31 protein-coding genes and 1 tRNA gene are annotated in these 24,196 nt (G+C 38.1%); 31 read left to right on the top strand and 1 reads right to left on the bottom strand.

The window, feature by feature from the left end; all coding sequences use genetic code 11:
• The 9 genes from DXB63_RS11020 (at position 1) to rpoC (ending at position 11,308) form a co-directional block, all read left to right on the top strand.
• Positions 1 to 73, top strand: a tRNA-Trp gene (locus DXB63_RS11020).
• A gap of 16 nt (positions 74 to 89) precedes the next feature.
• Complete coding sequence (secE, locus tag DXB63_RS11015) at positions 90 to 284, top strand: preprotein translocase subunit SecE (RefSeq protein ID WP_122126469.1); 195 nt, start codon at positions 90 to 92, stop codon at positions 282 to 284.
• Between the two features lie 13 nt (positions 285 to 297).
• A complete protein-coding gene (nusG, locus tag DXB63_RS11010; protein WP_122126468.1) occupies positions 298 to 840 on the top strand; it encodes a transcription termination/antitermination protein NusG in 543 nt (180 codons plus the stop codon).
• 58 nt (positions 841 to 898) lie between these two features.
• Positions 899 to 1,342: a 50S ribosomal protein L11 gene (rplK, locus tag DXB63_RS11005; protein ID WP_122126467.1), complete on the top strand. Its 444-nt coding sequence runs from the start codon at positions 899 to 901 to the stop codon at positions 1,340 to 1,342.
• A gap of 15 nt (positions 1,343 to 1,357) precedes the next feature.
• Positions 1,358 to 2,056, top strand: coding sequence for a 50S ribosomal protein L1 (rplA, locus tag DXB63_RS11000; RefSeq protein WP_122126466.1), 699 nt, complete (start codon positions 1,358 to 1,360; stop codon positions 2,054 to 2,056).
• Between the two features lie 14 nt (positions 2,057 to 2,070).
• Positions 2,071 to 2,589, top strand: coding sequence for a 50S ribosomal protein L10 (rplJ, locus tag DXB63_RS10995; RefSeq protein ID WP_122126465.1), 519 nt, complete (start codon positions 2,071 to 2,073; stop codon positions 2,587 to 2,589).
• A 43-nt stretch (positions 2,590 to 2,632) separates the two neighbouring features.
• Positions 2,633 to 3,010 carry a 50S ribosomal protein L7/L12 gene (gene rplL / locus DXB63_RS10990; protein ID WP_122126464.1) on the top strand — a complete coding sequence of 126 codons (378 nt, stop codon included), beginning with the start codon at positions 2,633 to 2,635 and terminating at the stop codon, positions 3,008 to 3,010.
• Between the two features lie 104 nt (positions 3,011 to 3,114).
• On the top strand, positions 3,115 to 6,927 hold the full coding sequence (gene rpoB / locus DXB63_RS10985; RefSeq protein ID WP_122126463.1) for a DNA-directed RNA polymerase subunit beta: 3,813 nt from the start codon (positions 3,115 to 3,117) through the stop codon (positions 6,925 to 6,927).
• A gap of 97 nt (positions 6,928 to 7,024) precedes the next feature.
• Positions 7,025 to 11,308, top strand: a complete 4,284-nt coding sequence (rpoC, locus tag DXB63_RS10980; protein WP_122126462.1) for a DNA-directed RNA polymerase subunit beta' — start codon at positions 7,025 to 7,027, stop codon at positions 11,306 to 11,308.
• Between the two features lie 409 nt (positions 11,309 to 11,717).
• Here rpoC and DXB63_RS10975 read toward each other — a convergent pair whose 3' ends face one another.
• The gene (locus DXB63_RS10975) at positions 11,718 to 12,188 is read right to left on the bottom strand and encodes a hypothetical protein (protein ID WP_233522846.1); all 471 of its coding nucleotides are present in this window, start codon (positions 12,186 to 12,188) and stop codon (positions 11,718 to 11,720) included.
• Positions 12,189 to 12,201: 13 nt separating this feature from the next.
• Between DXB63_RS10975 and DXB63_RS18110 the strand changes: the two genes are divergently transcribed.
• From DXB63_RS18110 to rplF, 22 genes are all read left to right on the top strand, one after another.
• Entirely contained in the window at positions 12,202 to 12,483 is a 282-nt protein-coding gene (locus DXB63_RS18110) for a hypothetical protein (RefSeq protein WP_178300851.1), read from the top strand.
• Between the two features lie 213 nt (positions 12,484 to 12,696).
• Positions 12,697 to 13,011: a DUF3467 domain-containing protein gene (locus DXB63_RS10970; RefSeq protein ID WP_122126461.1), complete on the top strand. Its 315-nt coding sequence runs from the start codon at positions 12,697 to 12,699 to the stop codon at positions 13,009 to 13,011.
• A 269-nt stretch (positions 13,012 to 13,280) separates the two neighbouring features.
• Complete coding sequence (gene rpsL / locus DXB63_RS10965) at positions 13,281 to 13,688, top strand: 30S ribosomal protein S12 (RefSeq protein WP_122126460.1); 408 nt, start codon at positions 13,281 to 13,283, stop codon at positions 13,686 to 13,688.
• Positions 13,689 to 13,831: 143 nt separating this feature from the next.
• Complete coding sequence (gene rpsG, locus DXB63_RS10960; RefSeq protein ID WP_122126459.1) at positions 13,832 to 14,308, top strand: 30S ribosomal protein S7; 477 nt, start codon at positions 13,832 to 13,834, stop codon at positions 14,306 to 14,308.
• A 32-nt stretch (positions 14,309 to 14,340) separates the two neighbouring features.
• Positions 14,341 to 16,458 carry an elongation factor G gene (gene fusA, locus DXB63_RS10955; RefSeq protein ID WP_122126458.1) on the top strand — a complete coding sequence of 706 codons (2,118 nt, stop codon included), beginning with the start codon at positions 14,341 to 14,343 and terminating at the stop codon, positions 16,456 to 16,458.
• 75 nt (positions 16,459 to 16,533) lie between these two features.
• Positions 16,534 to 16,839 carry a 30S ribosomal protein S10 gene (rpsJ, locus tag DXB63_RS10950; RefSeq protein ID WP_122126457.1) on the top strand — a complete coding sequence of 102 codons (306 nt, stop codon included), beginning with the start codon at positions 16,534 to 16,536 and terminating at the stop codon, positions 16,837 to 16,839.
• A gap of 18 nt (positions 16,840 to 16,857) precedes the next feature.
• On the top strand, positions 16,858 to 17,475 hold the full coding sequence (gene rplC, locus DXB63_RS10945; RefSeq protein ID WP_122126456.1) for a 50S ribosomal protein L3: 618 nt from the start codon (positions 16,858 to 16,860) through the stop codon (positions 17,473 to 17,475).
• Positions 17,475 to 18,101: a 50S ribosomal protein L4 gene (gene rplD, locus DXB63_RS10940; RefSeq protein WP_122126455.1), complete on the top strand. Its 627-nt coding sequence runs from the start codon at positions 17,475 to 17,477 to the stop codon at positions 18,099 to 18,101. The genes rplC and rplD overlap by 1 nt, the downstream gene beginning before the upstream one ends.
• A 15-nt stretch (positions 18,102 to 18,116) precedes the next feature.
• Positions 18,117 to 18,410, top strand: a complete 294-nt coding sequence (gene rplW, locus DXB63_RS10935; RefSeq protein WP_122126454.1) for a 50S ribosomal protein L23 — start codon at positions 18,117 to 18,119, stop codon at positions 18,408 to 18,410.
• Between the two features lie 5 nt (positions 18,411 to 18,415).
• Positions 18,416 to 19,237, top strand: a complete 822-nt coding sequence (rplB, locus tag DXB63_RS10930; RefSeq protein ID WP_122126453.1) for a 50S ribosomal protein L2 — start codon at positions 18,416 to 18,418, stop codon at positions 19,235 to 19,237.
• A 24-nt stretch (positions 19,238 to 19,261) separates the two neighbouring features.
• A complete protein-coding gene (rpsS, locus tag DXB63_RS10925; RefSeq protein WP_122126452.1) occupies positions 19,262 to 19,531 on the top strand; it encodes a 30S ribosomal protein S19 in 270 nt (89 codons plus the stop codon).
• A 22-nt stretch (positions 19,532 to 19,553) separates the two neighbouring features.
• Entirely contained in the window at positions 19,554 to 19,964 is a 411-nt protein-coding gene (gene rplV / locus DXB63_RS10920) for a 50S ribosomal protein L22 (RefSeq protein ID WP_122126451.1), read from the top strand.
• Between the two features lie 8 nt (positions 19,965 to 19,972).
• Positions 19,973 to 20,704: a 30S ribosomal protein S3 gene (rpsC, locus tag DXB63_RS10915; protein ID WP_122126450.1), complete on the top strand. Its 732-nt coding sequence runs from the start codon at positions 19,973 to 19,975 to the stop codon at positions 20,702 to 20,704.
• Between the two features lie 21 nt (positions 20,705 to 20,725).
• Positions 20,726 to 21,160, top strand: coding sequence for a 50S ribosomal protein L16 (rplP, locus tag DXB63_RS10910; RefSeq protein WP_122126449.1), 435 nt, complete (start codon positions 20,726 to 20,728; stop codon positions 21,158 to 21,160).
• A 5-nt stretch (positions 21,161 to 21,165) separates the two neighbouring features.
• Positions 21,166 to 21,363 carry a 50S ribosomal protein L29 gene (rpmC, locus tag DXB63_RS10905; RefSeq protein WP_122126448.1) on the top strand — a complete coding sequence of 66 codons (198 nt, stop codon included), beginning with the start codon at positions 21,166 to 21,168 and terminating at the stop codon, positions 21,361 to 21,363.
• A gap of 8 nt (positions 21,364 to 21,371) precedes the next feature.
• Positions 21,372 to 21,629, top strand: a complete 258-nt coding sequence (gene rpsQ / locus DXB63_RS10900) for a 30S ribosomal protein S17 (protein WP_122126480.1) — start codon at positions 21,372 to 21,374, stop codon at positions 21,627 to 21,629.
• Between the two features lie 2 nt (positions 21,630 to 21,631).
• Positions 21,632 to 21,997: a 50S ribosomal protein L14 gene (gene rplN / locus DXB63_RS10895; protein WP_122126447.1), complete on the top strand. Its 366-nt coding sequence runs from the start codon at positions 21,632 to 21,634 to the stop codon at positions 21,995 to 21,997.
• A 20-nt stretch (positions 21,998 to 22,017) separates the two neighbouring features.
• Positions 22,018 to 22,341 (top strand): 50S ribosomal protein L24, encoded by a 324-nt coding sequence (gene rplX / locus DXB63_RS10890; protein WP_122126446.1) that lies wholly within the window; start codon positions 22,018 to 22,020, stop codon positions 22,339 to 22,341.
• On the top strand, positions 22,341 to 22,898 hold the full coding sequence (rplE, locus tag DXB63_RS10885) for a 50S ribosomal protein L5 (RefSeq protein WP_122126445.1): 558 nt from the start codon (positions 22,341 to 22,343) through the stop codon (positions 22,896 to 22,898). Before rplX ends, rplE begins: the two co-directional genes overlap by 1 nt.
• Positions 22,899 to 22,904: 6 nt before the next feature.
• Positions 22,905 to 23,174 carry a 30S ribosomal protein S14 gene (rpsN, locus tag DXB63_RS10880; protein ID WP_122126444.1) on the top strand — a complete coding sequence of 90 codons (270 nt, stop codon included), beginning with the start codon at positions 22,905 to 22,907 and terminating at the stop codon, positions 23,172 to 23,174.
• A gap of 52 nt (positions 23,175 to 23,226) precedes the next feature.
• Positions 23,227 to 23,622, top strand: coding sequence for a 30S ribosomal protein S8 (rpsH, locus tag DXB63_RS10875; protein ID WP_122126443.1), 396 nt, complete (start codon positions 23,227 to 23,229; stop codon positions 23,620 to 23,622).
• 18 nt (positions 23,623 to 23,640) lie between these two features.
• Entirely contained in the window at positions 23,641 to 24,195 is a 555-nt protein-coding gene (gene rplF / locus DXB63_RS10870; RefSeq protein WP_122126442.1) for a 50S ribosomal protein L6, read from the top strand.
• Position 24,196 lies beyond the last annotated feature (1 nt).

Here is a 24,196-nt window from a genome sequence, read left to right as displayed (position 1 = left end):
ACGGGAGTAGCTCAGTTGGTAGAGCACCGGTCTCCAAAACCGGGTGTCGGGAGTTCGAGCCTCTCCTCCCGTGCAAATATTGAAAGAATATGTTTAAGAAATTAGCAGATTATTGTAAAGAATCTTATAACGAACTTGTCCATAAAGTATCATGGCCTACTCGTTCTGAACTTACTAATAGTGCAGTAGTTGTTTTATATGCTTCCCTACTTATTGCATTGGTGGTGTTCGCAATGGACTCTGTTTTCCAGTTTGTCATGGAGAAAGTAATCTATCCGCATTAAATTAGTGAATAAAATGTCTGAGATTGAAAAGAAGTGGTACGTTCTGCGTGCTATTAGTGGAAAAGAAAGCAAGGTAAAAGAATATCTTGAAGCTGATCTTAAGAACAGCGACCTTGGAGAGTATGTATCTCAGGTATTGATTCCTACCGAAAAAGTATATCAGGTTCGCAATGGTAAAAAAATTGTGAAAGAGAGAAGTTATCTCCCTGGATATGTTTTGGTGGAGGCAGCTCTTGTTGGTGAGGTAGCTCATCATTTAAGAAATACTCCTAATGTGATTGGTTTCTTGGGAGGATCAGATAATCCTACCCCTCTTAGGCAATCGGAAGTGAATCGTATACTTGGTACAGTAGACGAGCTGCAAGAAACGGGAGAAGAATTGAATATCCCTTATGTTGTAGGCGAAACTGTAAAAGTTACTTTTGGTCCTTTCAGTGGATTCAGTGGTATCATTGAAGAGGTAAACAGCGAAAAGAAAAAGCTGAAGGTTATGGTGAAGATATTCGGGCGTAAAACACCGCTTGAATTAGGCTTTATGCAGGTTGAGAAAGAATAATACAGTTGTTACATGTGTTGTTCTTTAATTAATGTTTATATAAAAAAATAAAAAAACAATGGCTAAAGAAGTTGCTGGACTAATCAAATTACAGATTAAAGGAGGCGCTGCAAATCCATCACCTCCCGTTGGACCTGCGTTAGGTTCTAAGGGAATCAATATCATGGAGTTTTGCAAGCAATTCAATGCCAGAACCCAGGACAAAGCAGGTAAAATCTTGCCTGTGATTATCACTTACTACACAGATAAGTCTTTCGATTTTATAGTTAAGACTCCTCCTGTTGCCATTCAATTACTTGAAGTGGCTAAGATTAAGAGTGGTTCTGCTGAGCCAAACCGTAAGAAAGTTGCCGAGCTTACTTGGGAACAAGTTCGTACGATTGCTCAGGATAAAATGGTTGACTTAAACTGTTTTACTGTGGAAGCTGCCATGAGAATGGTTGCTGGTACAGCTAGAAGTATGGGTATCACTGTAAAAGGGGACTTCCCGGGTAATAATTAATAAACTTCAATTATAATGGGTAAACTGACAAAAAATCAAAAGTTAGCTGCAGGAAAAATTGAAGCAGGGAAAGCATACTCACTGAAAGAAGCCGCACAATTAGTAAAAGAAATTACTTTTACTAAATTTGATGCTTCATTAGATATTGACGTACGTTTAGGTGTAGACCCCCGTAAGGCAAACCAGATGGTAAGAGGTGTTGTATCACTTCCTCATGGAACTGGAAAACAAGTTAGGGTTCTTGTCCTTTGTACTCCTGATGCTGAAGCTGCTGCAAAAGAAGCAGGTGCTGACTATGTTGGTCTTGACGAATATATTGAAAAGATCAAGGGTGGATGGACTGATATTGATGTTATCATCACTATGCCATCTATCATGGGTAAGATTGGTGCTTTAGGTCGTGTATTAGGTCCTCGTGGTTTGATGCCTAATCCTAAAAGCGGAACTGTAACAATGGATGTTGCTAAAGCTGTAAAAGAAGTAAAACAAGGTAAGATTGACTTCAAAGTTGATAAGAGCGGTATTGTTCATACTTCAATCGGTAAAGTATCTTTCACTTCAGAGCAAATTCGCGATAATGCGAAAGAATTTATCTCTACTTTGAATAAATTAAAACCGACTGCGGCTAAAGGAACCTACATAAAGAGTATTTATCTTTCTTCTACGATGAGTTTGGGTGTTAAAATTGACCCTAAAACAGTTGAAGAAGTCTAATAAAGGAGGAAACAATGAGAAAGGAAGATAAAAACGCTATTATCGGGCAAATTGCACAGACTATACAAGAACATGCTCATTTTTATTTGGTTGATATGACTGCTATGAATGCAGCTGCTACCAGTGCTTTGAGGAGAAAATGTTTTGAATCGGATGTGAAATTGCTTGTTGTGAAGAATACATTGCTTCACAAAGCTTTGGAGAGTCTTGAAACAGATTATTCTCCTCTTTATGGATCACTGAAAGGCTCAACTGCAGTAATGTTTAGCGAAGTAGCTAACGTTCCTGCTAAATTGCTTAAAGAAGTTGCTAAAGATGGTATCCCTGGTTTGAAAGCTGCTTATGCGGAAGAAAGCTTCTATGTGGGAGCAGATCAATTGGATGCACTTGTTAGCATTAAGAGTAAAAATGAAGTTATTGCTGAAGTTATTGCTTTGTTGCAATCTCCGGCCAAGAACATCGTTTCTGCTTTACAATCAGGTGGCAACACCCTTCACGGAGTTCTTAAGACTCTTGGTGAAAGACCAGAATAAATTTATAATCAATTAGTAAACAAACAATTAAAATCATACAAAAATGGCAGATTTGAAAGCTTTTGCAGAACAATTAGTTAACTTGACAGTTAAAGAAGTTAATGAACTTGCGACTATCCTTAAAGATGAATATGGTATTGAACCTGCTGCTGCAGCTGTTGCTGTTGCTGCTGGTCCTGCTGCAGGTGGTGCAGCAGCTGCTGAAGAAAAAACATCTTTTGACGTTATCTTAAAGAGCGCTGGTGCTGCAAAATTACAAGTAGTAAAGGCAGTTAAAGAAAGCTGTGGCCTTGGTTTGAAAGAAGCTAAAGACATGGTAGACGCTGCTCCTAGTACAGTTAAAGAAGGTTTAGCTAAAGATGAAGCTGAAGCATTGAAAAAAGCATTGGAAGAAGCTGGAGCTGAAGTTGAACTTAAATAACATTAGCCTGTTTATCAGGTAATTCGGTTAAGAATCCTCCGGAAGAGGGTTCTTAACCTTTTTGTGTATATATTTAAAATTAAGTTCTACTAATTCATTAACAGATGTCTTCAAATACTGTAAATCAAAGAGTTAATTTTGCTTCTATCAAGAATCCGATGCAATATCCGGATTTTCTGGAAGTACAATTGAAGTCATTCCAAGACTTTCTACAATTAGACACCCCGCCAGAAAAACGTAAGAACGAGGGCTTGTATAAAGTATTTGCTGAAAACTTTCCAATTGCTGACACAAGAAACAATTTTGTTCTTGAGTTTCTGGATTATTATATTGATCCGCCTCGTTATACAATTGATGATTGTATTGAACGTGGTTTGACTTATAGTGTTCCTTTAAAAGCGAAACTTAAACTATATTGTACAGATCCTGACCATGAAGATTTTGATACGGTTATTCAGGATGTGTTTCTTGGTCCTATTCCTTATATGACAGATAAAGCGACATTTGTCATCAATGGGGCAGAGCGTGTTGTTGTTTCTCAGCTTCACCGTTCTCCAGGCGTGTTCTTCGGTCAAAGTGTACATGCCAACGGTACGAAACTATATTCAGCCCGTATTATTCCTTTTAAAGGATCATGGATCGAATTTGCTACGGACATTAATAATGTGATGTATGCATACATCGACCGTAAAAAGAAATTGCCTGTTACTACTTTATTAAGAGCAATAGGTTTTGAAAATGATAAAGATATTCTGGAAATCTTTAATCTAGCCGAGGATGTCAAGGTCAATAAAACCAATCTAAAGAAGATGATTGGACGAAAATTGGCTGCACGTGTACTGAAGACTTGGGTAGAAGATTTCGTGGATGAAGATACCGGTGAAGTTGTTTCTATAGAGCGTAATGAGGTCATAATTGATCGTGAGACTGTACTTGAACAGGAACATATTGACGAGATATTGGAATCCGGTGTTCAGAATATCCTTGTTCACAAAGAAGAAGCTAATCAGTCTGATTATTCTATTATATTTAATACGCTTCAGAAAGATCCGAGTAACTCCGAAAAAGAAGCTGTTCTCTATATTTATCGTCAGCTTCGTAATGCAGATCCTGCAGATGATGCGAGTGCTCGTGAAGTTATCAATAACTTATTCTTCTCTGAAAAAAGATATGACCTTGGTGAAGTAGGTAGATACAGAATTAACAAAAAGTTAGGTCTGACTACCGATATGGATGTCAAGGTGCTTACAAAAGAAGATATTATTGAGATTATCAAATATCTGATTGAGTTGATTAACTCAAAAGCTGATGTTGATGATATTGACCACTTAAGTAATAGACGTGTTCGTACAGTAGGTGAGCAGTTATCGAATCAGTTTGCTATCGGTTTAGCCCGTATGTCGCGTACGATTCGTGAACGTATGAATGTTAGAGACAATGAAGTATTTACTCCGATTGATTTGATTAATGCGAAGACAATTTCTTCTGTAATCAATACATTCTTCGGAACTAATGCATTGTCTCAGTTTATGGACCAAACCAACCCGTTGGCTGAAATAACTCATAAAAGACGTTTATCTGCCTTGGGACCTGGAGGTTTGTCACGTGAACGCGCTGGTTTTGAAGTACGTGACGTGCACTATACTCATTATGGCCGTTTATGCCCGATTGAAACACCGGAAGGTCCGAATATCGGTTTGATTTCTTCTTTGTGTGTATATGCAAAGATTAATGATCTTGGATTTATTGAGACTCCTTATCGTAAGGTAACTGAAGGTAAGGTTGACATAAGTCAGGATGGAATAACTTATTTAACTGCTGAAGAAGAAGAAGATAAGATTATTGCTCAGGGAAATGCTCCTTTGGATGATAATGGTAACTTTATTCGTAACAGGGTTAAAGCTCGTCAGGATGCAGATTATCCGGTAGTGGAACCGAGTCAAGTAGAATTGATGGATGTTTCTCCACAACAGATTGCATCTATTGCTGCTTCTTTGATTCCTTTCTTGGAACACGATGATGCTAACCGTGCATTAATGGGATCTAACATGATGCGCCAGGCTGTACCATTGTTAAGAACTGAGGCACCGATTGTTGGAACAGGTATTGAGAAACAGTTGGTTGAGGATTCTCGTACGCAAATTGCGGCAGAGGGTGACGGTGTTATCGATTATGTTGATTCAACAACAATCCGTATTCTTTATGATAGAACGGATGATGAAGAATTTGTAAGTTTTGAACCGGCATTAAAAGAATATAGGATACCAAAATTCCGTAAGACTAACCAGAACATGACGATTGACTTGCGTCCGATTTGTGAGAAAGGTCAACGGGTTAGAAAAGGTGATATATTGACTGAAGGTTATTCTACTCAAAACGGTGAATTAGCGTTGGGTAAGAATTTGCTGGTAGCTTATATGCCTTGGAAAGGTTACAATTATGAGGATGCTATCGTATTGAACGAAAGAGTTGTTCGCGAAGACCTGCTTACTTCTGTTCATGTAGAGGAGTATTCTTTAGAAGTACGTGAGACAAAACGTGGAATGGAAGAATTAACCTCTGATATTCCAAATGTGAGCGAAGAAGCTACTAAAGATCTTGATGAGAATGGTATTGTAAGAATTGGTGCAAGAATTCAGCCGGGAGATATTTTGATTGGTAAGATAACTCCGAAAGGAGAATCTGATCCTTCTCCTGAAGAAAAATTGCTTCGTGCTATCTTTGGTGACAAGGCAGGTGATGTGAAAGATGCTTCATTGAAAGCTTCACCTTCATTGAAAGGTGTGGTTATTGATAAGAAACTTTTCTCACGTGTAATTAAGAACCGCAGCTCGAAACTTGCAGATAAAGCTTTATTGCCAAAGATTGATGATGAATTCGAATCTAAGGTTGCTGCTTTAAAAGATATCTTGATTGATAAATTGCTCGTATTGACTCAGGATAAAGTCTCTCAAGGTGTCAAAGATTACTTGGGAACTGAAGTAATTGCTAAAGGTGCAAAATTCGAGAAAAGAGATCTTGAAACATTAGATTTTACTACCATCCAGTTAAGTAAATGGACTCAGGATGCTCATAAGAACGATATGATTCGTGATCTTATTATGAACTACCTGAAGAAATATAAAGAACTTGATGCTGAATTGAAGCGTAAGAAGTTTGCTATCACTATTGGTGATGAACTTCCTGCCGGTATCATTCAAATGGCTAAAGTTTATATTGCCAAGAAACGTAAGATTGGTGTAGGAGATAAGATGGCAGGACGTCACGGTAACAAGGGTATCGTGTCTCGTATTGTTCGTCAGGAAGATATGCCGTTCCTTGCAGATGGTACTCCTGTTGATATCGTATTGAATCCGCTGGGTGTGCCTTCCCGTATGAACCTTGGACAGATATTTGAAGCTGTATTAGGAGCTGCGGGTAAAAGACTTGGTATTAAGTTTGCTACTCCTATTTTTGATGGTGCATCATTGGATGATATAACCGAGTGGACTGATAAAGCCGGATTGCCTCGTTATGGTAGAACTTACTTGTGTGATGGTGGTACTGGTGAACAGTTTGACCAACCGGCAACTGTTGGTGTGACTTATATGCTGAAATTGGGTCACATGGTTGAAGACAAGATGCATGCACGTTCTATTGGTCCTTATTCGTTGATTACTCAACAACCTCTTGGTGGTAAGGCACAATTTGGTGGACAGCGTTTTGGAGAAATGGAGGTTTGGGCATTGGAAGCATTCGGTGCGGCACATATTCTTCAGGAAATCTTGACCATCAAATCTGATGATGTGGTTGGACGTTCTAAAGCTTACGAAGCGATCGTTAAGGGTGAGCCGATGCCACAACCGGGAATACCGGAATCTCTCAATGTGTTATTACACGAATTAAGAGGTTTGGGATTAAGTATCAACCTGGAATAATATATTAAGTTGAGAGCTGGAAATTGAGAAGTAGTTTTTTTGTTTCCATCTCTCCGCTTTCAACTAATAAATAAACTCTTTACATTAAATTAAACGTATGGCTTTTAGAAAAGAAAATAAGATAAAGAGTAATTTCTCGAAGATCTCTATCGGTTTGGCTTCTCCGGAAGAAATCCTTGAGAATTCGAGTGGTGAAGTTTTGAAGCCTGAAACCATCAACTATCGTACTTATAAACCGGAACGTGACGGTTTGTTCTGCGAGCGTATATTCGGTCCTATTAAGGATTATGAATGTCATTGCGGTAAATACAAACGTATCCGTTATAAAGGAATTGTCTGCGATCGTTGCGGTGTGGAAGTAACAGAGAAGAAAGTAAGACGTGAACGTATGGGACATATTCAGTTGGTTGTTCCTGTTGCTCATATCTGGTATTTCCGTTCACTTCCTAATAAAATAGGTTATCTTTTGGGATTACCTACTAAAAAATTAGATTCTATCATTTATTATGAACGTTATGTCGTTATTCAGCCGGGTGTAAAGGCTGATGATGGTATTAGCGCTTTTGATTTACTTTCAGAAGAAGAATATCTGGATGTCTTGGATACACTTCCGAAAGATAATCAATATTTGGAAGATACTGATCCCAATAAGTTTATTGCTAAGATGGGAGCAGAAGCTATTTACGATTTGTTGTCAAGACTTGATCTTGATGCTTTATCGTATGAATTAAGACATAAAGCTGGCAATGATTCTTCGCAACAGCGTAAAAATGAAGCGTTGAAACGTTTGCAGGTTGTAGAGTCTTTCCGTGCTTCTCGTGGACGTAATAAACCGGAATGGATGATTGTGCGTATCGTCCCGGTTATTCCGCCGGAACTGAGACCTTTGGTGCCATTGGATGGAGGACGCTTTGCAACTTCGGATTTGAACGATCTTTATCGTCGTGTTATCATTCGTAATAACCGTTTGAAGAGATTGATTGAAATTAAGGCTCCGGAAGTCATTTTACGTAATGAAAAACGTATGCTTCAAGAGTCTGTAGACTCATTGTTTGATAACTCTCGTAAATCCAGTGCTGTTAAGACAGATGCCAATCGTCCTTTAAAATCTCTTTCAGATAGTTTGAAAGGTAAGCAAGGGCGCTTCCGTCAGAACTTACTTGGTAAACGTGTTGACTATTCTGCACGTTCTGTAATCGTTGTAGGTCCTGAATTGAGAATGGGAGAATGTGGTATTCCGAAAGATATGGCTGCAGAACTTTATAAACCGTTTATTATACGTAAGTTAATTGAACGTGGTATTGTGAAGACTGTTAAATCGGCCAAGAAAATTGTAGACCGTAAAGAACCTGTTATTTGGGATATTTTGGAATATGTAATGAAAGGCCATCCGGTATTGTTAAACCGTGCACCGACATTGCACCGTCTGGGTATTCAGGCATTCCAACCTAAGATGATTGAAGGTAAAGCTATTCAATTGCACCCATTGGCATGTACGGCATTTAATGCTGACTTCGATGGTGACCAGATGGCTGTTCACTTGCCTTTGAGTAATGAAGCGATTCTGGAAGCTCAGATGCTGATGCTGCAATCACATAATATTTTGAATCCTGCTAATGGTGCTCCAATTACAGTTCCTTCTCAGGATATGGTACTCGGTTTGTACTATATTACTAAATTGAGAAAAGGCGCTAAGGGTGAGGGCTTGACTTTCTACGGACCGGAAGAAGCATTGATTGCTTATAATGAAGGTAAAGTAGACATTCATGCACCGGTAAAGGTTATTGTAAAAGACCTTGATGAAAATGGTAATATTGTTGATGTAATGCGCGAAACTTCTGTCGGACGTGTTATTGTTAATGAGATAGTACCACCTGAAGCAGGTTATATCAATACAATTATATCTAAGAAATCTCTTCGCGACATCATTAGTGATGTTATTAAGGTTTGTGGTGTAGCAAAAGCTGCCGACTTCCTTGATGGAATTAAGAACTTAGGTTATAAGATGGCATTCCAAGGTGGTTTGTCGTTTAACTTGAATGATATTATCATTCCGAAAGAAAAAGAAGAACTGGTACAACGCGGTTATGATGAAGTGGAACAAATCATGAATAACTATAACATGGGTTTCATTACTTATAACGAACGTTACAATCAGGTTATTGATACATGGACACACGTTAATGCCGATTTGTCTAACATCTTGATGAAAACTATTTCTTCAGATGACCAAGGTTTCAACTCTGTGTATATGATGTTGGATTCCGGTGCCCGTGGTTCTAAAGAGCAGATTCGTCAGTTGTCCGGTATGCGTGGTTTGATGGCCAAACCTCAAAAAGCGGGAGCTGAAGGCGGTCAGATTATTGAAAACCCGATTCTTTCTAACTTTAAGGAAGGTTTGTCAGTGCTTGAGTACTTTATTTCAACTCACGGTGCTCGTAAAGGTTTGGCGGATACGGCTTTGAAGACGGCTGATGCCGGATACTTGACCCGTCGTCTTGTCGATGTATCTCATGATGTGATTATTCAGGAAGAAGACTGTGGAACATTACGCGGTTTGATTTGTACAGACCTTAAAAATAACGATGAAGTTATTGCTACACTGTATGAACGTATCCTTGGACGTGTTTCCGTACATGATATTATTCATCCTACTACTGGTGAGCTTTTAGTTGCCGGAGGTGAGGAAATTACTGAGGAAGTTGCGAAGAAGATTCAAGACTCTCCAATCGAAAGTGTGGAAATCCGCTCAGTGCTTACTTGTGAGTCTAAGAAAGGTGTTTGTGCTAAATGTTACGGACGTAACCTTGCAACAAGCCGTATGGTTCAGAGAGGTGAAGCTGTCGGTGTAATCGCTGCACAATCTATCGGTGAGCCGGGTACACAGTTGACACTTCGTACATTCCACGCCGGTGGTACTGCTGCTAATATTGCGGCAAATGCAAGTATCGTGGCAAAGAATGATTCACGTTTGGAATTTGAAGAGTTACGTACTGTTGATTCTGTGGAAGAAACGGGTGAAGCAGTTAAGATTGTAGTAGGACGTTTAGCTGAAGTTCGCTTTATTGATGTGAATACAGGTATTGTTCTTTCTACACATAATGTTCCTTATGGTTCTAAACTTTATGCTGCTGATGGTGAAGTCGTTGAAAAGGGTAAGCTTATTGCCAAGTGGGACCCCTTCAATGCTGTTATTATCACAGAAGCAACCGGTAAGATTGAATTCGAAGGTGTCATAGAAAACGTTACTTATAAGGTAGACTCTGATGAAGCTACTGGTTTGCGTGAAGTCATTATTATTGAGTCTAAGGACAAGACAAAAGTTCCTTCTGCTCATATTATGACTGAAGACGGAAACTTGATACGTACATATAACTTACCGGTAGGTGGGCACGTTGTTGTTGAAGATGGTCAGAAAGTAAAAGCCGGTGAAGTTATTGTGAAGATTCCTCGTGCTGTTGGTAAGGCTGGTGATATTACCGGTGGTCTTCCTCGTGTTACAGAGTTGTTCGAAGCACGTAACCCGTCTAACCCTGCTGTTGTTTCTGAAATTGATGGTGAGGTGACAATGGGTAAGATCAAACGTGGTAACCGTGAGATTATCGTTACATCTAAGACCGGAGAGGTTAAGAAGTATTTGGTTGCTCTTTCTAAACAGATCCTTGTTCAGGAAAATGATTATGTACGTGCAGGAACTCCGTTATCCGACGGTGCTATAACTCCTGCTGACATTCTTGCCATTAAAGGTCCTACAGCAGTTCAGGAATATATCGTGAATGAAGTACAGGACGTTTACCGTTTGCAAGGTGTGAAGATTAACGATAAACATTTCGAAATTATCGTTCGTCAGATGATGCGTAAAGTTGAAATCGATGAACCGGGAGATACGCGCTTCTTGGAACAACAGGTGGTAGATAAACTAGAGTTTATGGAAGAGAACGACCGTATTTGGGGCAAGAAAGTAGTTGTAGATGCGGGTGATTCTCAGAATATGCAGCCGGGACAGATTGTTACAGCTCGTAAGTTGAGAGATGAAAACAGTATGTTGAAACGCCGTGACTTGAAACCGGTAGAAGTGCGTGATGCTATTCCTGCTACTTCTACACAGATTCTTCAGGGTATTACGCGTGCTGCTCTTCAAACTTCAAGTTTCATGTCTGCTGCATCATTCCAGGAAACTACTAAGGTGTTGAATGAAGCTGCTATCAATGGTAAGATAGATAAGTTGGAAGGTATGAAAGAGAACGTTATATGCGGTCACTTGATTCCAGCCGGTACAGGTCAACGTGAATTTGAAAAGATTATCGTAGGTTCGAAAGAGGAATACGACCGTATCTTGGCAAATCGCAAAAATGTACTGGATTACAGCGAAGTAGAATAAAACTGTAATTTTATATATGTGAGAAAGCGGAGTGGACTAAATGTCTGTTCCGCTTTTTCTTTTCTCGTAATAGTTTAGCTATATATAGGATCTTATGAACATACGGTTGATTGTTTACAAACTCCTATCGTTTGTCGACAATCGACCGTATGTTTGTTTTTAATTGACCTAGTGATTATTTTTAAGTTTATACTGTCTTCTGTAAAGCGTCAAGGCTGCTTTTATAAATCCTGTACCTTTCTTTTTTTTACTTACCGGGGCGTTGAGTTACTCGCAAAGGAGTATCGGCATATTTCCCCTTGAGCGTAAGGTTGCATTTCAGTAGGTGTCTTGCTGTTTATATATCCTATCGCCTTGTTATGTAGTTTTATCTTTTTTAATGAGGATTATTTCGAATATTGGAAGAAAATTATTCATCATCTTCGGATCTTTTATTTGGACTGCTGATTATCTTTAGTATAAAATGAATGACAAAAAGTAGAACAATACCTACTACTGCATACATAGATAAAAAGAAGATAGATGACATGACGAGGGGATAAATAAAGAAAACAAGTATCAGATAAGAAATGTGATTTCGAAGTAAAACAACAAACTGAATTAACTGTATAATAACCATTACTACGGCATAAACAATAGAGATAGCCGTAATAAAATGCCAAAAACCATAATCATAGGTTAATGCTCCCCAGAAATCTTTTGGAAAGCTATCTAATGTGTTTGTAAATGGCATTTTGACAATCATAACAATAAGAGGAATAAGTATTGCATAGAGTGAATAACGGAGATCGAATGGGCTTGTACGACTACTGATCCATCGCATGACATTCTTAAACAGTAGAAATTCTTGGTAAGTCATATACATACTCGCAAAAATCATTAAAGAAAAATTTATGAGTGTGTTTGATGTGAACTGTATCGAAGAAAACATTTCAGCACGTGAGCTGACTATCCAAATGAATATGCAACTTACTATTGCTAAAAGTGTGGTTAAAGCTGTTGCATTGAAAGTTTTCCAAGTGATAAATTTACCATTAGAAAAATCTGCTATGAGATTTAATATCATAGCGAATATACTCAATGAAAAGAGTAGGATGGGAATTATGTTTTGTGATGCCATCTTTAATTTTGTATTAATGGGTTTTGATGCAAATATAAATAAAAAAATCTTCTGATAATGATATTGGTAATAATGATGAAAAATTAATATTGGAATGTATAAAAGGTGAAAGTTTCGTTTTAAAATTATAGAAGTAGAATAATTCTGATTATGAACTTTTATAGAATATAAATCCATTAAATTGTTTTATGGAGAAAGAAATATTGGCGGATTATTCGTATCTTTATCGCACAAAATATGGTTCACATTATAAATTATAGGAATAATCATGGAAAAAGAAAAAGCAAATAATCAGTTTGAAATAGAATTAACACCGGAAATAGCACAGGGAGTTTATGCGAATTTGGCTATCATTACTCATTCAAGTTCAGAATTTGTGCTTGACTTTGTCCGAGTTCTTCCGGGTGTACCAAAAGCGGGTGTAAAGTCCAGAGTAATACTTTCCCCTGAACATGCGAAGCGTTTATTGCATGCCCTTCAAGAGAATATTGGCAAGTATGAAAATAATTTTGGACCGATACGCATTCCGGAAGGAAAAGGAACTTATATGCCTCCGATTACTGATTTTAAAGGAGAAGCATAATACGGAAAAATTAAAAAAATAGTAAAAAAGACTGGAGACCATATATCCTTATGAGATGGTTTCTGGTCTTCTTTTTTTATCCTTAAATAAATAAATACTTGTCTTTCAGATTTTTTTTGGAGAGGAAAAGATAAAAATATTTGGGACGTCCATTGGTATTTCAAATATTATTCGTATTTTTGCAGCCCGAAATGTAGACTCTCGAAACGTGTCTGCTTGCGAAATTTGATAAGTAATAAACAATATATAATAATTAAAAAACAATTAAAATGCCTACAATTCAGCAATTAGTAAGAAAAGGGCGCGCTGTTTTGGTTGAAAAGAGTAAATCTCCTGCATTGGATTCATGTCCTCAAAGACGTGGCGTTTGCGTGAGAGTTTACACTACAACACCGAAGAAGCCGAACTCTGCGATGCGTAAAGTAGCTCGTGTGCGTTTAACAAACCAAAAAGAGGTGAACTCGTATATTCCGGGTGAAGGACACAACTTGCAAGAGCACTCAATCGTTTTAGTACGTGGTGGTCGTGTAAAAGACCTTCCGGGTGTACGTTATCACATCGTTCGTGGTACACTTGATACAGCTGGCGTAGCCGGACGTACTCAAAGACGTAGCAAATATGGCGCTAAGCGTCCGAAACCGGGACAAGCACCTGCTGCAGCTGGTAAAAAGAAATAATCTTTTAGCAGAAAGAATTTAGAAAAAGTTTTAAACTCGTTTTGATTTGTTGGAAGAAAGCTATAAAGGTTGAGTAAATGTTCCGGAGGGAGCGTTGAAGCACACAAAGCATACAGCCCAAACAAAACATTATTTTCAAACAAATGAGAAAAGCAAAACCAAAAAAACGCATTATCCTACCGGATCCTGTGTTTAATGACCAAAAAGTTTCAAAGTTCGTAAACCACTTGATGTATGATGGTAAGAAGAACACTTCATATGAAATCTTCTATGCAGCTTTGGAAACAGTGAAAACAAAACTTCCTAACGAAGAAAAATCAGCGTTAGAAATCTGGAAAAAAGCTTTGGATAATGTAACTCCTCAAGTAGAAGTTAAGTCCCGCCGTGTAGGTGGTGCTACTTTCCAAGTTCCTACAGAGATCCGCCCGGAACGTAAAGAATCTATATCTATGAAGAACTTGATTCTTTTTGCACGTAAGAGAGGCGGAAAATCAATGGCAGATAAATTAGCAGCCGAAATCATTGACGCGTTTAATGAGCAAGGTGGTGCTTTCAAACGTAAGGAAGATATGCATAGAATGGCAGAAGCTAACCGTGCATTTGCTCACTTTAGATTCTAATCAGGTAAAATTTAAAAAGGAAAAGGATTAAAATGGCTAAAAATGATTTGCATTTGACCCGTAATATCGGTATCATGGCTCACATTGATGCTGGTAAAACAACTACTTCTGAACGTATCTTGTTCTACACCGGTTTGACTCACAAAATAGGTGAGGTTCATGATGGTGCAGCGACAATGGACTGGATGGAGCAGGAGCAGGAACGTGGTATTACTATCACTTCTGCTGCAACAACCACTCGCTGGAAATATGCGGGCGATACTTATAAAATTAACTTGATTGATACTCCGGGACACGTTGACTTTACTGCTGAGGTAGAACGTTCTTTACGCGTGTTAGATGGAGCTGTGGCTGCATATTGTGCTGTTGGTGGTGTTGAGCCTCAATCAGAAACAGTGTGGCGTCAGGCTGATAAATATAATGTGCCTCGTATTGGTTACGTTAATAAAATGGACCGTTCCGGTGCTGATTTCTTTGAAGTGGTTCGTCAGATGAAGGACGTACTTGGTGCAAATCCTTGTCCTGTTGTAATTCCTATCGGTGCAGAAGAAAACTTCAAAGGTGTCGTAGACCTTATTAAGATGAAAGCCATTCTGTGGCATGATGAAACGATGGGAGCTGATTATGATGTAGAAGATATTCCTGCAAACTTGGTTGATGAAGCTAACGAATGGAGAGAAAAAATGCTCGAAAAAGTTGCTGAGTTCGACGATGCTTTAATGGAGAAATTCTTTGATGATCCTTCAACTATCACTGAAGAAGAAATCTTACGTGCTTTACGTGCCGGTACTCTGAAAATGGAAATTGTTCCGATGTTCTGTGGATCTTCATTTAAGAATAAAGGTGTTCAGACATTGCTTGATTATGTTTGTGCGTTTTTACCTTCTCCGGTAGATACTCCGAATATTGTAGGAACAAATCCTTCTACTGGCGCAGAAGAGGATCGTAAGCCGGATGATGATGAAAAGACATCTGCATTGGCGTTTAAGATTGCTACTGACCCGTATGTAGGTCGTTTAACTTTCTTCCGTGTGTATTCAGGTAAGATTGAAGCGGGTTCATATATTTATAATAGCCGTTCTGGAAAGAAAGAACGTGTATCACGTTTGTTCCAGATGCATTCTAATAAACAGAACCCTGTTGAATTAATCGGTGCTGGTGATATTGGTGCGGGAGTAGGTTTTAAGGATATTCGCACTGGTGATACTTTGTGTGATGAAACAGCTCCTATTGTATTGGAGTCTATGGAATTTCCGGATCCGGTTATCGGTATTGCAGTAGAGCCTAAAACCCAGAAAGACCTTGATAAACTTTCTAATGGCTTGGCTAAATTGGCAGAAGAAGACCCGACATTCCGTGTACATACAGATGAGCAATCAGGTCAGACAGTGATTGAAGGTATGGGTGAGCTTCACTTGGATATTATTATTGATCGTTTGAAACGTGAATTTAAGGTTGAATGTAATCAAGGACGTCCTCAAGTAGCTTATAAAGAGGCCATTACTAAAACTGTAGATTTGCGTGAGGTTTATAAGAAGCAGTCTGGTGGTCGTGGTAAGTTTGCTGATATTATTGTTAAGATCGGGCCGGTTGATGAAGAATTCAAACAAGGTGGTTTGCAATTTGTAGACGAAGTGAAGGGTGGTAATATTCCTAAAGAATTTATTCCTTCTGTTCAAAAAGGTTTCGCTACAGCAATGAAGAATGGTGTACTTGCGGGTTATCCACTTGATTCATTGAAGGTGACTTTGATTGATGGTTCGTTCCACCCGGTTGACTCTGACCAGTTGTCCTTTGAAATTTGTGCTATTCAGGCATATAAGAATGCATGTGCCAAGGCAGGTCCTGTATTGATGGAACCTATTATGAAACTGGAAGTTGTAACTCCGGAAGAAAACATGGGTGATGTTATCGGTGACTTAAATAAACGTCGTGGTCAGGTTGAAGGTATGGAGTCAAGTCGCTCAGGCGCAAGAATTGTGAAAGCAATGGTTCCATTGGCTGAGATGTTCGGTTATGTAACTGCATTGCGTACCATTACTTCAGGTCGTGCTACTTCATCTATGACATATGATCACCATGCACAAGTATCTTCTTCTATCGCTAAGGCTGTATTGGAAGAAGTAAAAGGTCGTGTTGATTTGATCTAAAATGAATTTTATAGTTGCGGGTTAGCGAATGACTCTTAACCCGCACTTATTTATAAATTATTAATTTGAATAGTAATGAGTCAGAAAATTAGAATTAAATTGAAATCTTACGATCACAACTTGGTTGATAAGTCAGCTGAAAAAATCGTAAGAACAGTGAAGAACACTGGAGCAATAGTTAGTGGTCCTATTCCACTCCCAACTCATAAGCGTATCTTTACAGTAAACCGCTCTACATTCGTGAATAAAAAATCAAGAGAGCAGTTTGAGTTATCATCATTCAAGAGATTGATTGATATTTATAGCTCGACAGCTAAAACGGTTGATGCTCTGATGAAGTTGGAATTACCGAGTGGTGTAGAAGTAGAAATTAAAGTATAGTAATTAAAAATTAGTGAAATGCCAGGATTATTAGGAAAGAAAATCGGAATGACATCCGTTTTCAGTGCTGATGGTAAAAATGTACCATGCACTGTTATCGAAGCAGGTCCTTGTGTTGTTACTCAGATTAAAACTGTTGAAAAAGACGGTTATGAAGCTGTTCAGGTAGGTTTCCAAGACAAAAAGGAAAAACATACTACCAAACCATTGATGGGACACTTCAAAAGAGCAGGAGTAACACCCAAAAGACACTTGGCCGAGTTCAAAGAATTTGAGAATGAGTTAAATCTCGGTGATACGATTACCGTGGAATTGTTTAATGATTCAACTTTTGTTGATGTTATCGGAACTTCCAAAGGTAAAGGTTTTCAAGGTGTAGTTAAAAGACATGGTTTTGGCGGTGTTGGTCAGACTACTCATGGTCAGCATAACCGTGCCCGCAAACCGGGTTCTATCGGTGCTTGTTCTTATCCTGCAAAAGTATTCAAAGGAATGCGTATGGGTGGACAGTTAGGTGGCGATAGAGTGACTACTCATAACTTACAGGTATTAAAAGTAATTCCAGAACACAATCTTCTTTTAATAAAAGGTTCCGTTCCGGGTTGCAAAGGTTCAATCGTAATAATTGAGAAATAATGGAAGTTAACGTATATAATATTAAAGGTGAGGACACTGGGAGAAAGATTACGTTAAACGAATCTATCTTCGGGATTGAACCCAATGATCACGCTATTTATTTAGACGTAAAGCAATTTATGGCTAATCAGCGTCAGGGAACACATAAATCTAAGGAAAGAAGTGAAATCAGTGGTTCTACTCGCAAAATCGGTAGACAAAAAGGAGGTGGCGGTGCACGTCGCGGTGATATGAATTCTCCGGTTTTAGTAGGTGGTGGACGTGTATTTGGTCCTAAACCAAGAGACTATTACTTCAAATTGAATAAGAAAGTGAAGGCTTTGGCAAGAAGGTCTGCATTAGCATATAAAGCTAAAGCAAATGCAATTGTTGTAGTTGAAGATTTTGCTTTTGAGGCTCCAAAGACAAAAGAATTCGTTTCTGTGATAAATAATCTTAAAGTTTCTGATAAAAAACTTCTTTTAGTTTTACCAGAAGCAAATAAAAACGTATATTTGTCGGCTCGTAACGTGGAAGGTGCGAATGTTATGATTGCCTCTGCATTAAATACTTACAATGTATTAAATGCAGGCGTGCTTGTATTAACTGAAGGCTCACTTTCAGCTATCGACAAAATCTTAATTTAAAAGGAGGCTTAAATAATGGGAATTATTATTAAACCGTTGGTAACAGAGAAAATGACTAATATATCCGAAAAGAAAAATAATCGTTTCGGGTTTATTGTGCGTCCTGAGGCTAACAAATTGGAAATTAAGAGTGAAGTTGAAGCTTTGTATAATGTTACAGTAGTTGATGTGAATACGGTAAGATATTCAGGAAAGAATAAGAGTCGTTACACAAAGGCCGGTATTATCAATGGTAGAACAAATGCTTATAAAAAAGCGATTGTTACATTGAAAGACGGTGAAACTATTGATTTTTATAGCAATATTTAATAAAAATGGCAGTACGTAAATTTAAGCCCACTACACCGGGGCAAAGACATAAAATTATTGGTACTTTCGAAGAAATTACTGCATCAGTACCAGAAAAGTCTCTTGTATTTGGTAAGCGTTCTTCTGGTGGTCGTAACAATGTCGGTAAAATGACTATGCGCTACATTGGTGGTGGTCACAAGAAGAAAATAAGAATTATAGATTTCAAGAGAAATAAAGACGGTGTTCCAGCTGTTGTTAAAACAATTGAATATGATCCGAATCGTTCGGCTCGTATTGCTTTGTTGTTTTATGCAGATGGAGAAAAGAGATATATTATTGCTCCCAATGGATTGCAAGTTGGTAGTACGTTGATGTCTGGAGAGAATGCAGCGCCTGAGATTGGTAATGCACTTCCTTTGCAGAATATTCCTGTGGGTACTGTAATTCATAATATTGAATTGCGTCCGGGACAAGGTGCTGCTTTAGTAAGATCGGCAGGTAATTTTGCTCAGTTAACTTCAAGAGAAGGTAAATATTGTGTTATCAAATTGCCTTCAGGTGAAGTAAGACAAATACTTAGTACATGTAAAGCTACTATCGGTAGTGTGGGTAATTCTGACCATGGATTGGAAAGTTCAGGTAAAGCTGGTCGTTCGAGATGGTTAGGACGTCGTCCTCGTAACCGCGGTGTTGTTATGAACCCGGTTGATCACCCAATGGGTGGTGGTGAAGGACGTGCTTCCGGAGGTCACCCAAGATCTCGTAAGGGATTGTATGCTAAGGGCTTGAAGACAAGAGCACCGAAGAAACAATCTTCTAAGTATATTATTGAGAGAAGAAAGTAGTAATCTGAATTAATTGAGTAAACTATGAGTCGTTCATTAAAAAAAGGTCCTTATATTAATGTAAAGCTTGAAAACAAAGTTCTTGCCATGAATGAATCTGGCAAGAAAGCTGTTGTTAAGACTTGGGCCAGAGCTTCAATGATTTCACCTGATTTTGTAGGTCATACCATTGCAGTTCATAACGGAAATAAATTTATTCCTGTTTACGTTACCGAAAATATGGTCGGTCACAAGCTAGGTGAGTTTGCACCTACTCGTACTTTCAGAGGCCATGCTGGTAATAAGAAAAAATAAATTTGAAAAATAAGTAATAATAATGGGAGCAAGAAAAAAAATATCGGCTGATAAAAGGAAAGAAGCCCTCAAAACCATGTATTTTGCAAAATTGCAAAATGTCCCTACTTCTCCTCGTAAAATGCGTCTGGTGGCTGACATGATACGTGGCATGGAGGTGAATAGAGCACTTGGAGTTTTGAAGTTTTCTTCAAAAGAAGCTTCTGCAAGAGTGGAAAAATTGTTACGCTCTGCAATTGCTAACTGGGAACAGAAGAACGAACGCAAAGCAGAAAGTGGTGAATTGTTTGTGACTGAAATTTATGTTGATGGTGGTGCTACATTGAAAAGAATGCGTCCGGCTCCACAGGGAAGAGGATATAGAATTCGCAAACGTTCAAATCACGTGACTTTGTTTGTTGATTCTAAGAGTACTAATGATGATCAAAATTAAAGGCTAGGATGGGACAAAAAGTTAATCCAATAAGTAACCGTTTAGGAATTATCAGAGGATGGGATTCCAATTGGTATGGCGGAAATGATTATGGTGATTCTTTACTTGAAGATAGCAAAATCCGCAAATATCTGAATGCAAGACTTGCCAAGGCTAGCGTATCAAGAATTGTAATTGAACGTACGTTGAAGCTTGTGACTATTACTGTATGTACAGCACGTCCAGGTATCATTATCGGTAAAGGTGGTCAAGAAGTTGATAAACTGAAAGAGGAGTTGAAGAAGATCACAGACAAAGATATTCAGATTAATATTTTTGAAGTTAAGAGACCGGAACTTGATGCTGTTATCGTAGCAAATAATATCGCTCGCCAAGTTGAAGGAAAAATTGCCTATCGTCGTGCCATTAAAATGGCTATCGCAAATACAATGCGTATGGGCGCAGAAGGTATAAAGGTGCAGATTTCAGGACGTTTGAATGGAGCTGAAATGGCTCGTTCTGAAATGTATAAAGAAGGAAGAACTCCGTTGCATACTTTTAGAGCAGACATTGATTACTGTCATGCAGAAGCATTGACAAAAGTAGGTCTTCTCGGTATAAAGGTTTGGATTTGTAGAGGTGAAGTTTATGGCAAGAAGGAATTAGCTCCTAACTTTACTCAAAACAAAGAAGGTGGTCGTGGAAACAATGGTGGAAGCAACGGCGGAAAAAACTTCAAAAGAAAGAAAAACAATCGCTAACGAATTTGAATTTTAGGAAATATGTTACAACCGAAAAAGACAAAATTCAGAAGACAACAGAAAGGCCGTTCAAAAGGTAATGCCCAAAGAGGGAACCAGTTGGCTTTTGGCTCTTTTGGGATTAAGGCTTTAGAAACCAAATGGATTACGGGTCGTCAAATTGAAGCTGCCCGTATTGCAGTGACAAGATATATGCAACGTCAAGGACAGATTTGGATTCGTATTTTCCCTGATAAACCGATTACTAGAAAACCTGCTGATGTACGTATGGGTAAAGGTAAAGGTAGTCCAGAAGGGTTTGTCGCTCCAGTTACACCAGGAAGAATTATTATTGAAGCTGAAGGTGTATCCTACGAAATTGCGAAAGAAGCTTTGCGCCTTGCGGCTCAAAAACTTCCTGTTACTACTAAGTTTATAGTTAGACGTGATTACGATACTCAAAATCAAAATGCATAAGAGTTATGAAAATTGCAGAAATTAGAGAAATTGGTACCAATGAATTGGTGGAAAGAATTGAGACTGAAGTTGCCAATTATAATCAAATGGTGTTGAACCATTCTATCTCTCCGTTGGATAATCCTGCACAAATCAAACAATTACGCAGAACGATTGCGCGTATGAAAGCAGAATTGCGTCAGAGAGAACTTAACAATAAATAATGGTCTTGATGGAAGCTAGAAATTTAAGAAAAGAAAGAACGGGTGTCGTTTTGAGCAATAAGATGGATAAGACCATTACTGTTGCTGCTAAGTTCAAGGAAAAACACCCTATTTATGGTAAGTTCGTTAGTAAAACGAAGAAATACCATGCTCATGACGAAAAGAACGAATGTAATATAGGTGATACTGTTCGCATCATGGAAACTCGTCCTTTGAGCAAAACTAAGAGATGGAGATTAGTAGAAATAATCGAAAGAGCTAAGTAATTATGATACAAACAGAATCGAGACTCACAGTTTGTGACAACAGTGGAGCAAAAGAGGCTTTATGTATCCGCGTTTTAGGTGGTACAAGAAGACGTTACGCCTCTGTTGGGGATATTATTGTTGTTTCTGTGAAGAGTGTGATCCCCTCAAGTGATATTAAAAAAGGTGCTGTGTCAAAAGCTTTAATCGTGCGTACTAAAAAAGAAATCCGTCGTCCGGATGGTTCTTATATACGTTTTGATGATAATGCTTGTGTGTTATTGAATAATGCCGGCGAAATAAGAGGAAGCCGTATTTTCGGTCCAGTGGCGAGAGAACTTCGTGCGGTAAATATGAAAGTTGTATCACTTGCACCTGAAGTACTTTAATATTGTAAAAGATTTAAGTAATGAGTAAATTACATATTAAAAAAGGCGATACAGTTTACGTTAATGCTGGTGAAGATAAAGGTAAGACTGGTCGCGTGTTGAAAGTTCTAGTTAAAGAAGGACGTGCATTTGTTGAAGGTATCAATATGGTATCTAAAAGTACTAAACCAAGTGCAAAACATCCTCAGGGAGGTATAGTAAAGCAAGAAGCTGCTATACATATCTCTAACTTGAATGTAGTTGATCCGAAAACGGGTAAGCCAACACGTGTTGGGAGAAAAGAGAGTTCTGATGGAAGAACTTTAGTGCGTTATTCTAAAAAATCAGGAGAGGAGATTAAATAATGAGTAATACTGCTAGCCTAAAGAAAGAATATGCAGAACGTATTGCGCCTGCATTAAAAAAACAATTTCAGTATTCTTCATCAATGCAAGTACCTGTTCTTAAGAAGATTGTTATCAATCAAGGTCTAGGAATGGCTGTTGCTGATAAAAAAATAATTGAAGTTGCTATAAATGAGATGACTGCTATTACAGGACAAAAAGCTGTAGCTACTATTTCTCGTAAGGATATTGCAAATTTTAAGTTACGTAAAAAAATGCCTATTGGTGTTATGGTAACTTTGCGTCGTGAAAGAATGTATGAATTCTTGGAGAAGTTAGTACGTGTAGCATTGCCTCGTATTCGTGACTTTAAGGGTATCGAAAGTAAATTTGATGGAAAAGGTAATTATACATTAGGAATTCAGGAGCAAATTATTTTTCCTGAAATAAATATTGATAGTATTACTAGAATTCTCGGAATGAATATTACCTTTGTAACCTCTGCGGAAACAGATGAAGAGGGATATGCATTATTGAAGGAATTTGGTTTACCTTTTAAAAGTTCTAAAAAAGACTAATATAATATGGCAAAAGAATCTATGAAAGCACGTGAAGTAAAACGTGCTAAACTCGTAGCCAAGTATGCTGAGAAAAGAGCTCAATTGAAAAAGGCCGGAGATTATGAAGCTTTGCAGGCTTTGCCTAAAAATGCTTCTCCTGTTCGTTTGCATAATCGTTGCAAATTAACGGGTCGTCCAAAAGGTTATATTCGCCAATTTGGAATCTCAAGAATCCAATTCCGTGAAATGGCTTCAAATGGTCTTATTCCAGGAGTGAAAAAAGCAAGCTGGTAAATTATTGTTTAAATATTGTCAGGGTAGTCCTGATTAATTTAATTATTTTTATATGACAGATCCAATAGCAGATTATTTAACGAGGTTGAGAAATGCAATCAATGCTAAGCATAGAATTGTAGAAGTTCCTGCCTCAAATCTTAAAAAGGAAATTACAAAAATCCTTTTTGAAAAGGGCTACATTCTTAATTATAAGTTTGTAGAAGACGGACCTCAAGGTACTATAAAAGTTGCTTTGAAGTATGATCCTGTAAATAAGGTGAATGCAATTAAGAAGTTGGAAAGAATATCTTCTCCGGGTATGCGTAAGTATACTGGATATAAAGATATGCCACGTGTTATTAATGGTTTGGGTATTGCTATAATATCTACTTCCAAAGGTGTAATGACTAACAAAGAGGCTGCTGATTTGAAGATTGGTGGTGAAGTTTTGTGTTATGTATATTAATTTAGGAGGAAACAAGCAATGTCAAGAATAGGAAAATTACCCATTAGTATCCCAGCAGGAGTTACTGTAACTCTAAAGGATGACGTGGTTACTGTAAAAGGACCAAAAGGTGAATTAAGCCAATATGTTAATCCACTTATTAGCGTAGTTGTTGAAGATGGACATATTATTTTGAGCCGTCAAAGTGATGAAAAGCAAGAACGTGCGTTCCATGGTTTATATCGCTCATTGATCAATAACATGGTTGTTGGTGTATCAGAAGGATATAAAAAGGAATTAGAGTTGGTAGGTGTTGGTTATCGTGCTTCAAATAATGGTAACATTATTGATTTTTCGTTAGGATATACGCATAATATCTTTATGCAATTACCTCCCGAAATTAAGGTTGAAACTAAGTCAGAAAGAAATAAGAATCCTCTTATTATTTTGGAATCATGCGATAAACAGCTGCTTGGTCAGGTTTGTTCTAAAATACGTTCTTTCCGTAAACCTGAACCTTATAAAGGCAAAGGTATTAAGTTTGTTGGTGAAGAAATTCGCAGAAAGTCTGGTAAATCAGCCGGCGCTAAGTAAT

It is taken from the genome of Bacteroides sp. OM05-12, from assembly GCF_003438995.1.
Taxonomy (GTDB): Bacteria; Bacteroidota; Bacteroidia; order Bacteroidales; family Bacteroidaceae; genus Bacteroides.
Note: the sequence above shows the minus strand (reverse complement) of the source record. Positions and strands in the feature narration are given on the sequence as shown.

Coding starts and splice junctions, on each gene's coding strand:
- secE (WP_122126469.1), top strand. CDS start 90: ATGTTTAAGAAATTAGCAGATTATTGTAAAGAATCTTATAACGAACTT.
- nusG (WP_122126468.1), top strand. CDS start 298: ATGTCTGAGATTGAAAAGAAGTGGTACGTTCTGCGTGCTATTAGTGGA.
- rplK (WP_122126467.1), top strand. CDS start 899: ATGGCTAAAGAAGTTGCTGGACTAATCAAATTACAGATTAAAGGAGGC.
- rplA (WP_122126466.1), top strand. CDS start 1,358: ATGGGTAAACTGACAAAAAATCAAAAGTTAGCTGCAGGAAAAATTGAA.
- rplJ (WP_122126465.1), top strand. CDS start 2,071: ATGAGAAAGGAAGATAAAAACGCTATTATCGGGCAAATTGCACAGACT.
- rplL (WP_122126464.1), top strand. CDS start 2,633: ATGGCAGATTTGAAAGCTTTTGCAGAACAATTAGTTAACTTGACAGTT.
- rpoB (WP_122126463.1), top strand. CDS start 3,115: ATGTCTTCAAATACTGTAAATCAAAGAGTTAATTTTGCTTCTATCAAG.
- rpoC (WP_122126462.1), top strand. CDS start 7,025: ATGGCTTTTAGAAAAGAAAATAAGATAAAGAGTAATTTCTCGAAGATC.
- DXB63_RS10975 (WP_233522846.1), bottom strand. CDS start 12,188: ATGATTTTTGCGAGTATGTATATGACTTACCAAGAATTTCTACTGTTT.
- DXB63_RS18110 (WP_178300851.1), top strand. CDS start 12,202: ATGAGTGTGTTTGATGTGAACTGTATCGAAGAAAACATTTCAGCACGT.
- DXB63_RS10970 (WP_122126461.1), top strand. CDS start 12,697: ATGGAAAAAGAAAAAGCAAATAATCAGTTTGAAATAGAATTAACACCG.
- rpsL (WP_122126460.1), top strand. CDS start 13,281: ATGCCTACAATTCAGCAATTAGTAAGAAAAGGGCGCGCTGTTTTGGTT.
- rpsG (WP_122126459.1), top strand. CDS start 13,832: ATGAGAAAAGCAAAACCAAAAAAACGCATTATCCTACCGGATCCTGTG.
- fusA (WP_122126458.1), top strand. CDS start 14,341: ATGGCTAAAAATGATTTGCATTTGACCCGTAATATCGGTATCATGGCT.
- rpsJ (WP_122126457.1), top strand. CDS start 16,534: ATGAGTCAGAAAATTAGAATTAAATTGAAATCTTACGATCACAACTTG.
- rplC (WP_122126456.1), top strand. CDS start 16,858: ATGCCAGGATTATTAGGAAAGAAAATCGGAATGACATCCGTTTTCAGT.
- rplD (WP_122126455.1), top strand. CDS start 17,475: ATGGAAGTTAACGTATATAATATTAAAGGTGAGGACACTGGGAGAAAG.
- rplW (WP_122126454.1), top strand. CDS start 18,117: ATGGGAATTATTATTAAACCGTTGGTAACAGAGAAAATGACTAATATA.
- rplB (WP_122126453.1), top strand. CDS start 18,416: ATGGCAGTACGTAAATTTAAGCCCACTACACCGGGGCAAAGACATAAA.
- rpsS (WP_122126452.1), top strand. CDS start 19,262: ATGAGTCGTTCATTAAAAAAAGGTCCTTATATTAATGTAAAGCTTGAA.
- rplV (WP_122126451.1), top strand. CDS start 19,554: ATGGGAGCAAGAAAAAAAATATCGGCTGATAAAAGGAAAGAAGCCCTC.
- rpsC (WP_122126450.1), top strand. CDS start 19,973: ATGGGACAAAAAGTTAATCCAATAAGTAACCGTTTAGGAATTATCAGA.
- rplP (WP_122126449.1), top strand. CDS start 20,726: ATGTTACAACCGAAAAAGACAAAATTCAGAAGACAACAGAAAGGCCGT.
- rpmC (WP_122126448.1), top strand. CDS start 21,166: ATGAAAATTGCAGAAATTAGAGAAATTGGTACCAATGAATTGGTGGAA.
- rpsQ (WP_122126480.1), top strand. CDS start 21,372: ATGGAAGCTAGAAATTTAAGAAAAGAAAGAACGGGTGTCGTTTTGAGC.
- rplN (WP_122126447.1), top strand. CDS start 21,632: ATGATACAAACAGAATCGAGACTCACAGTTTGTGACAACAGTGGAGCA.
- rplX (WP_122126446.1), top strand. CDS start 22,018: ATGAGTAAATTACATATTAAAAAAGGCGATACAGTTTACGTTAATGCT.
- rplE (WP_122126445.1), top strand. CDS start 22,341: ATGAGTAATACTGCTAGCCTAAAGAAAGAATATGCAGAACGTATTGCG.
- rpsN (WP_122126444.1), top strand. CDS start 22,905: ATGGCAAAAGAATCTATGAAAGCACGTGAAGTAAAACGTGCTAAACTC.
- rpsH (WP_122126443.1), top strand. CDS start 23,227: ATGACAGATCCAATAGCAGATTATTTAACGAGGTTGAGAAATGCAATC.
- rplF (WP_122126442.1), top strand. CDS start 23,641: ATGTCAAGAATAGGAAAATTACCCATTAGTATCCCAGCAGGAGTTACT.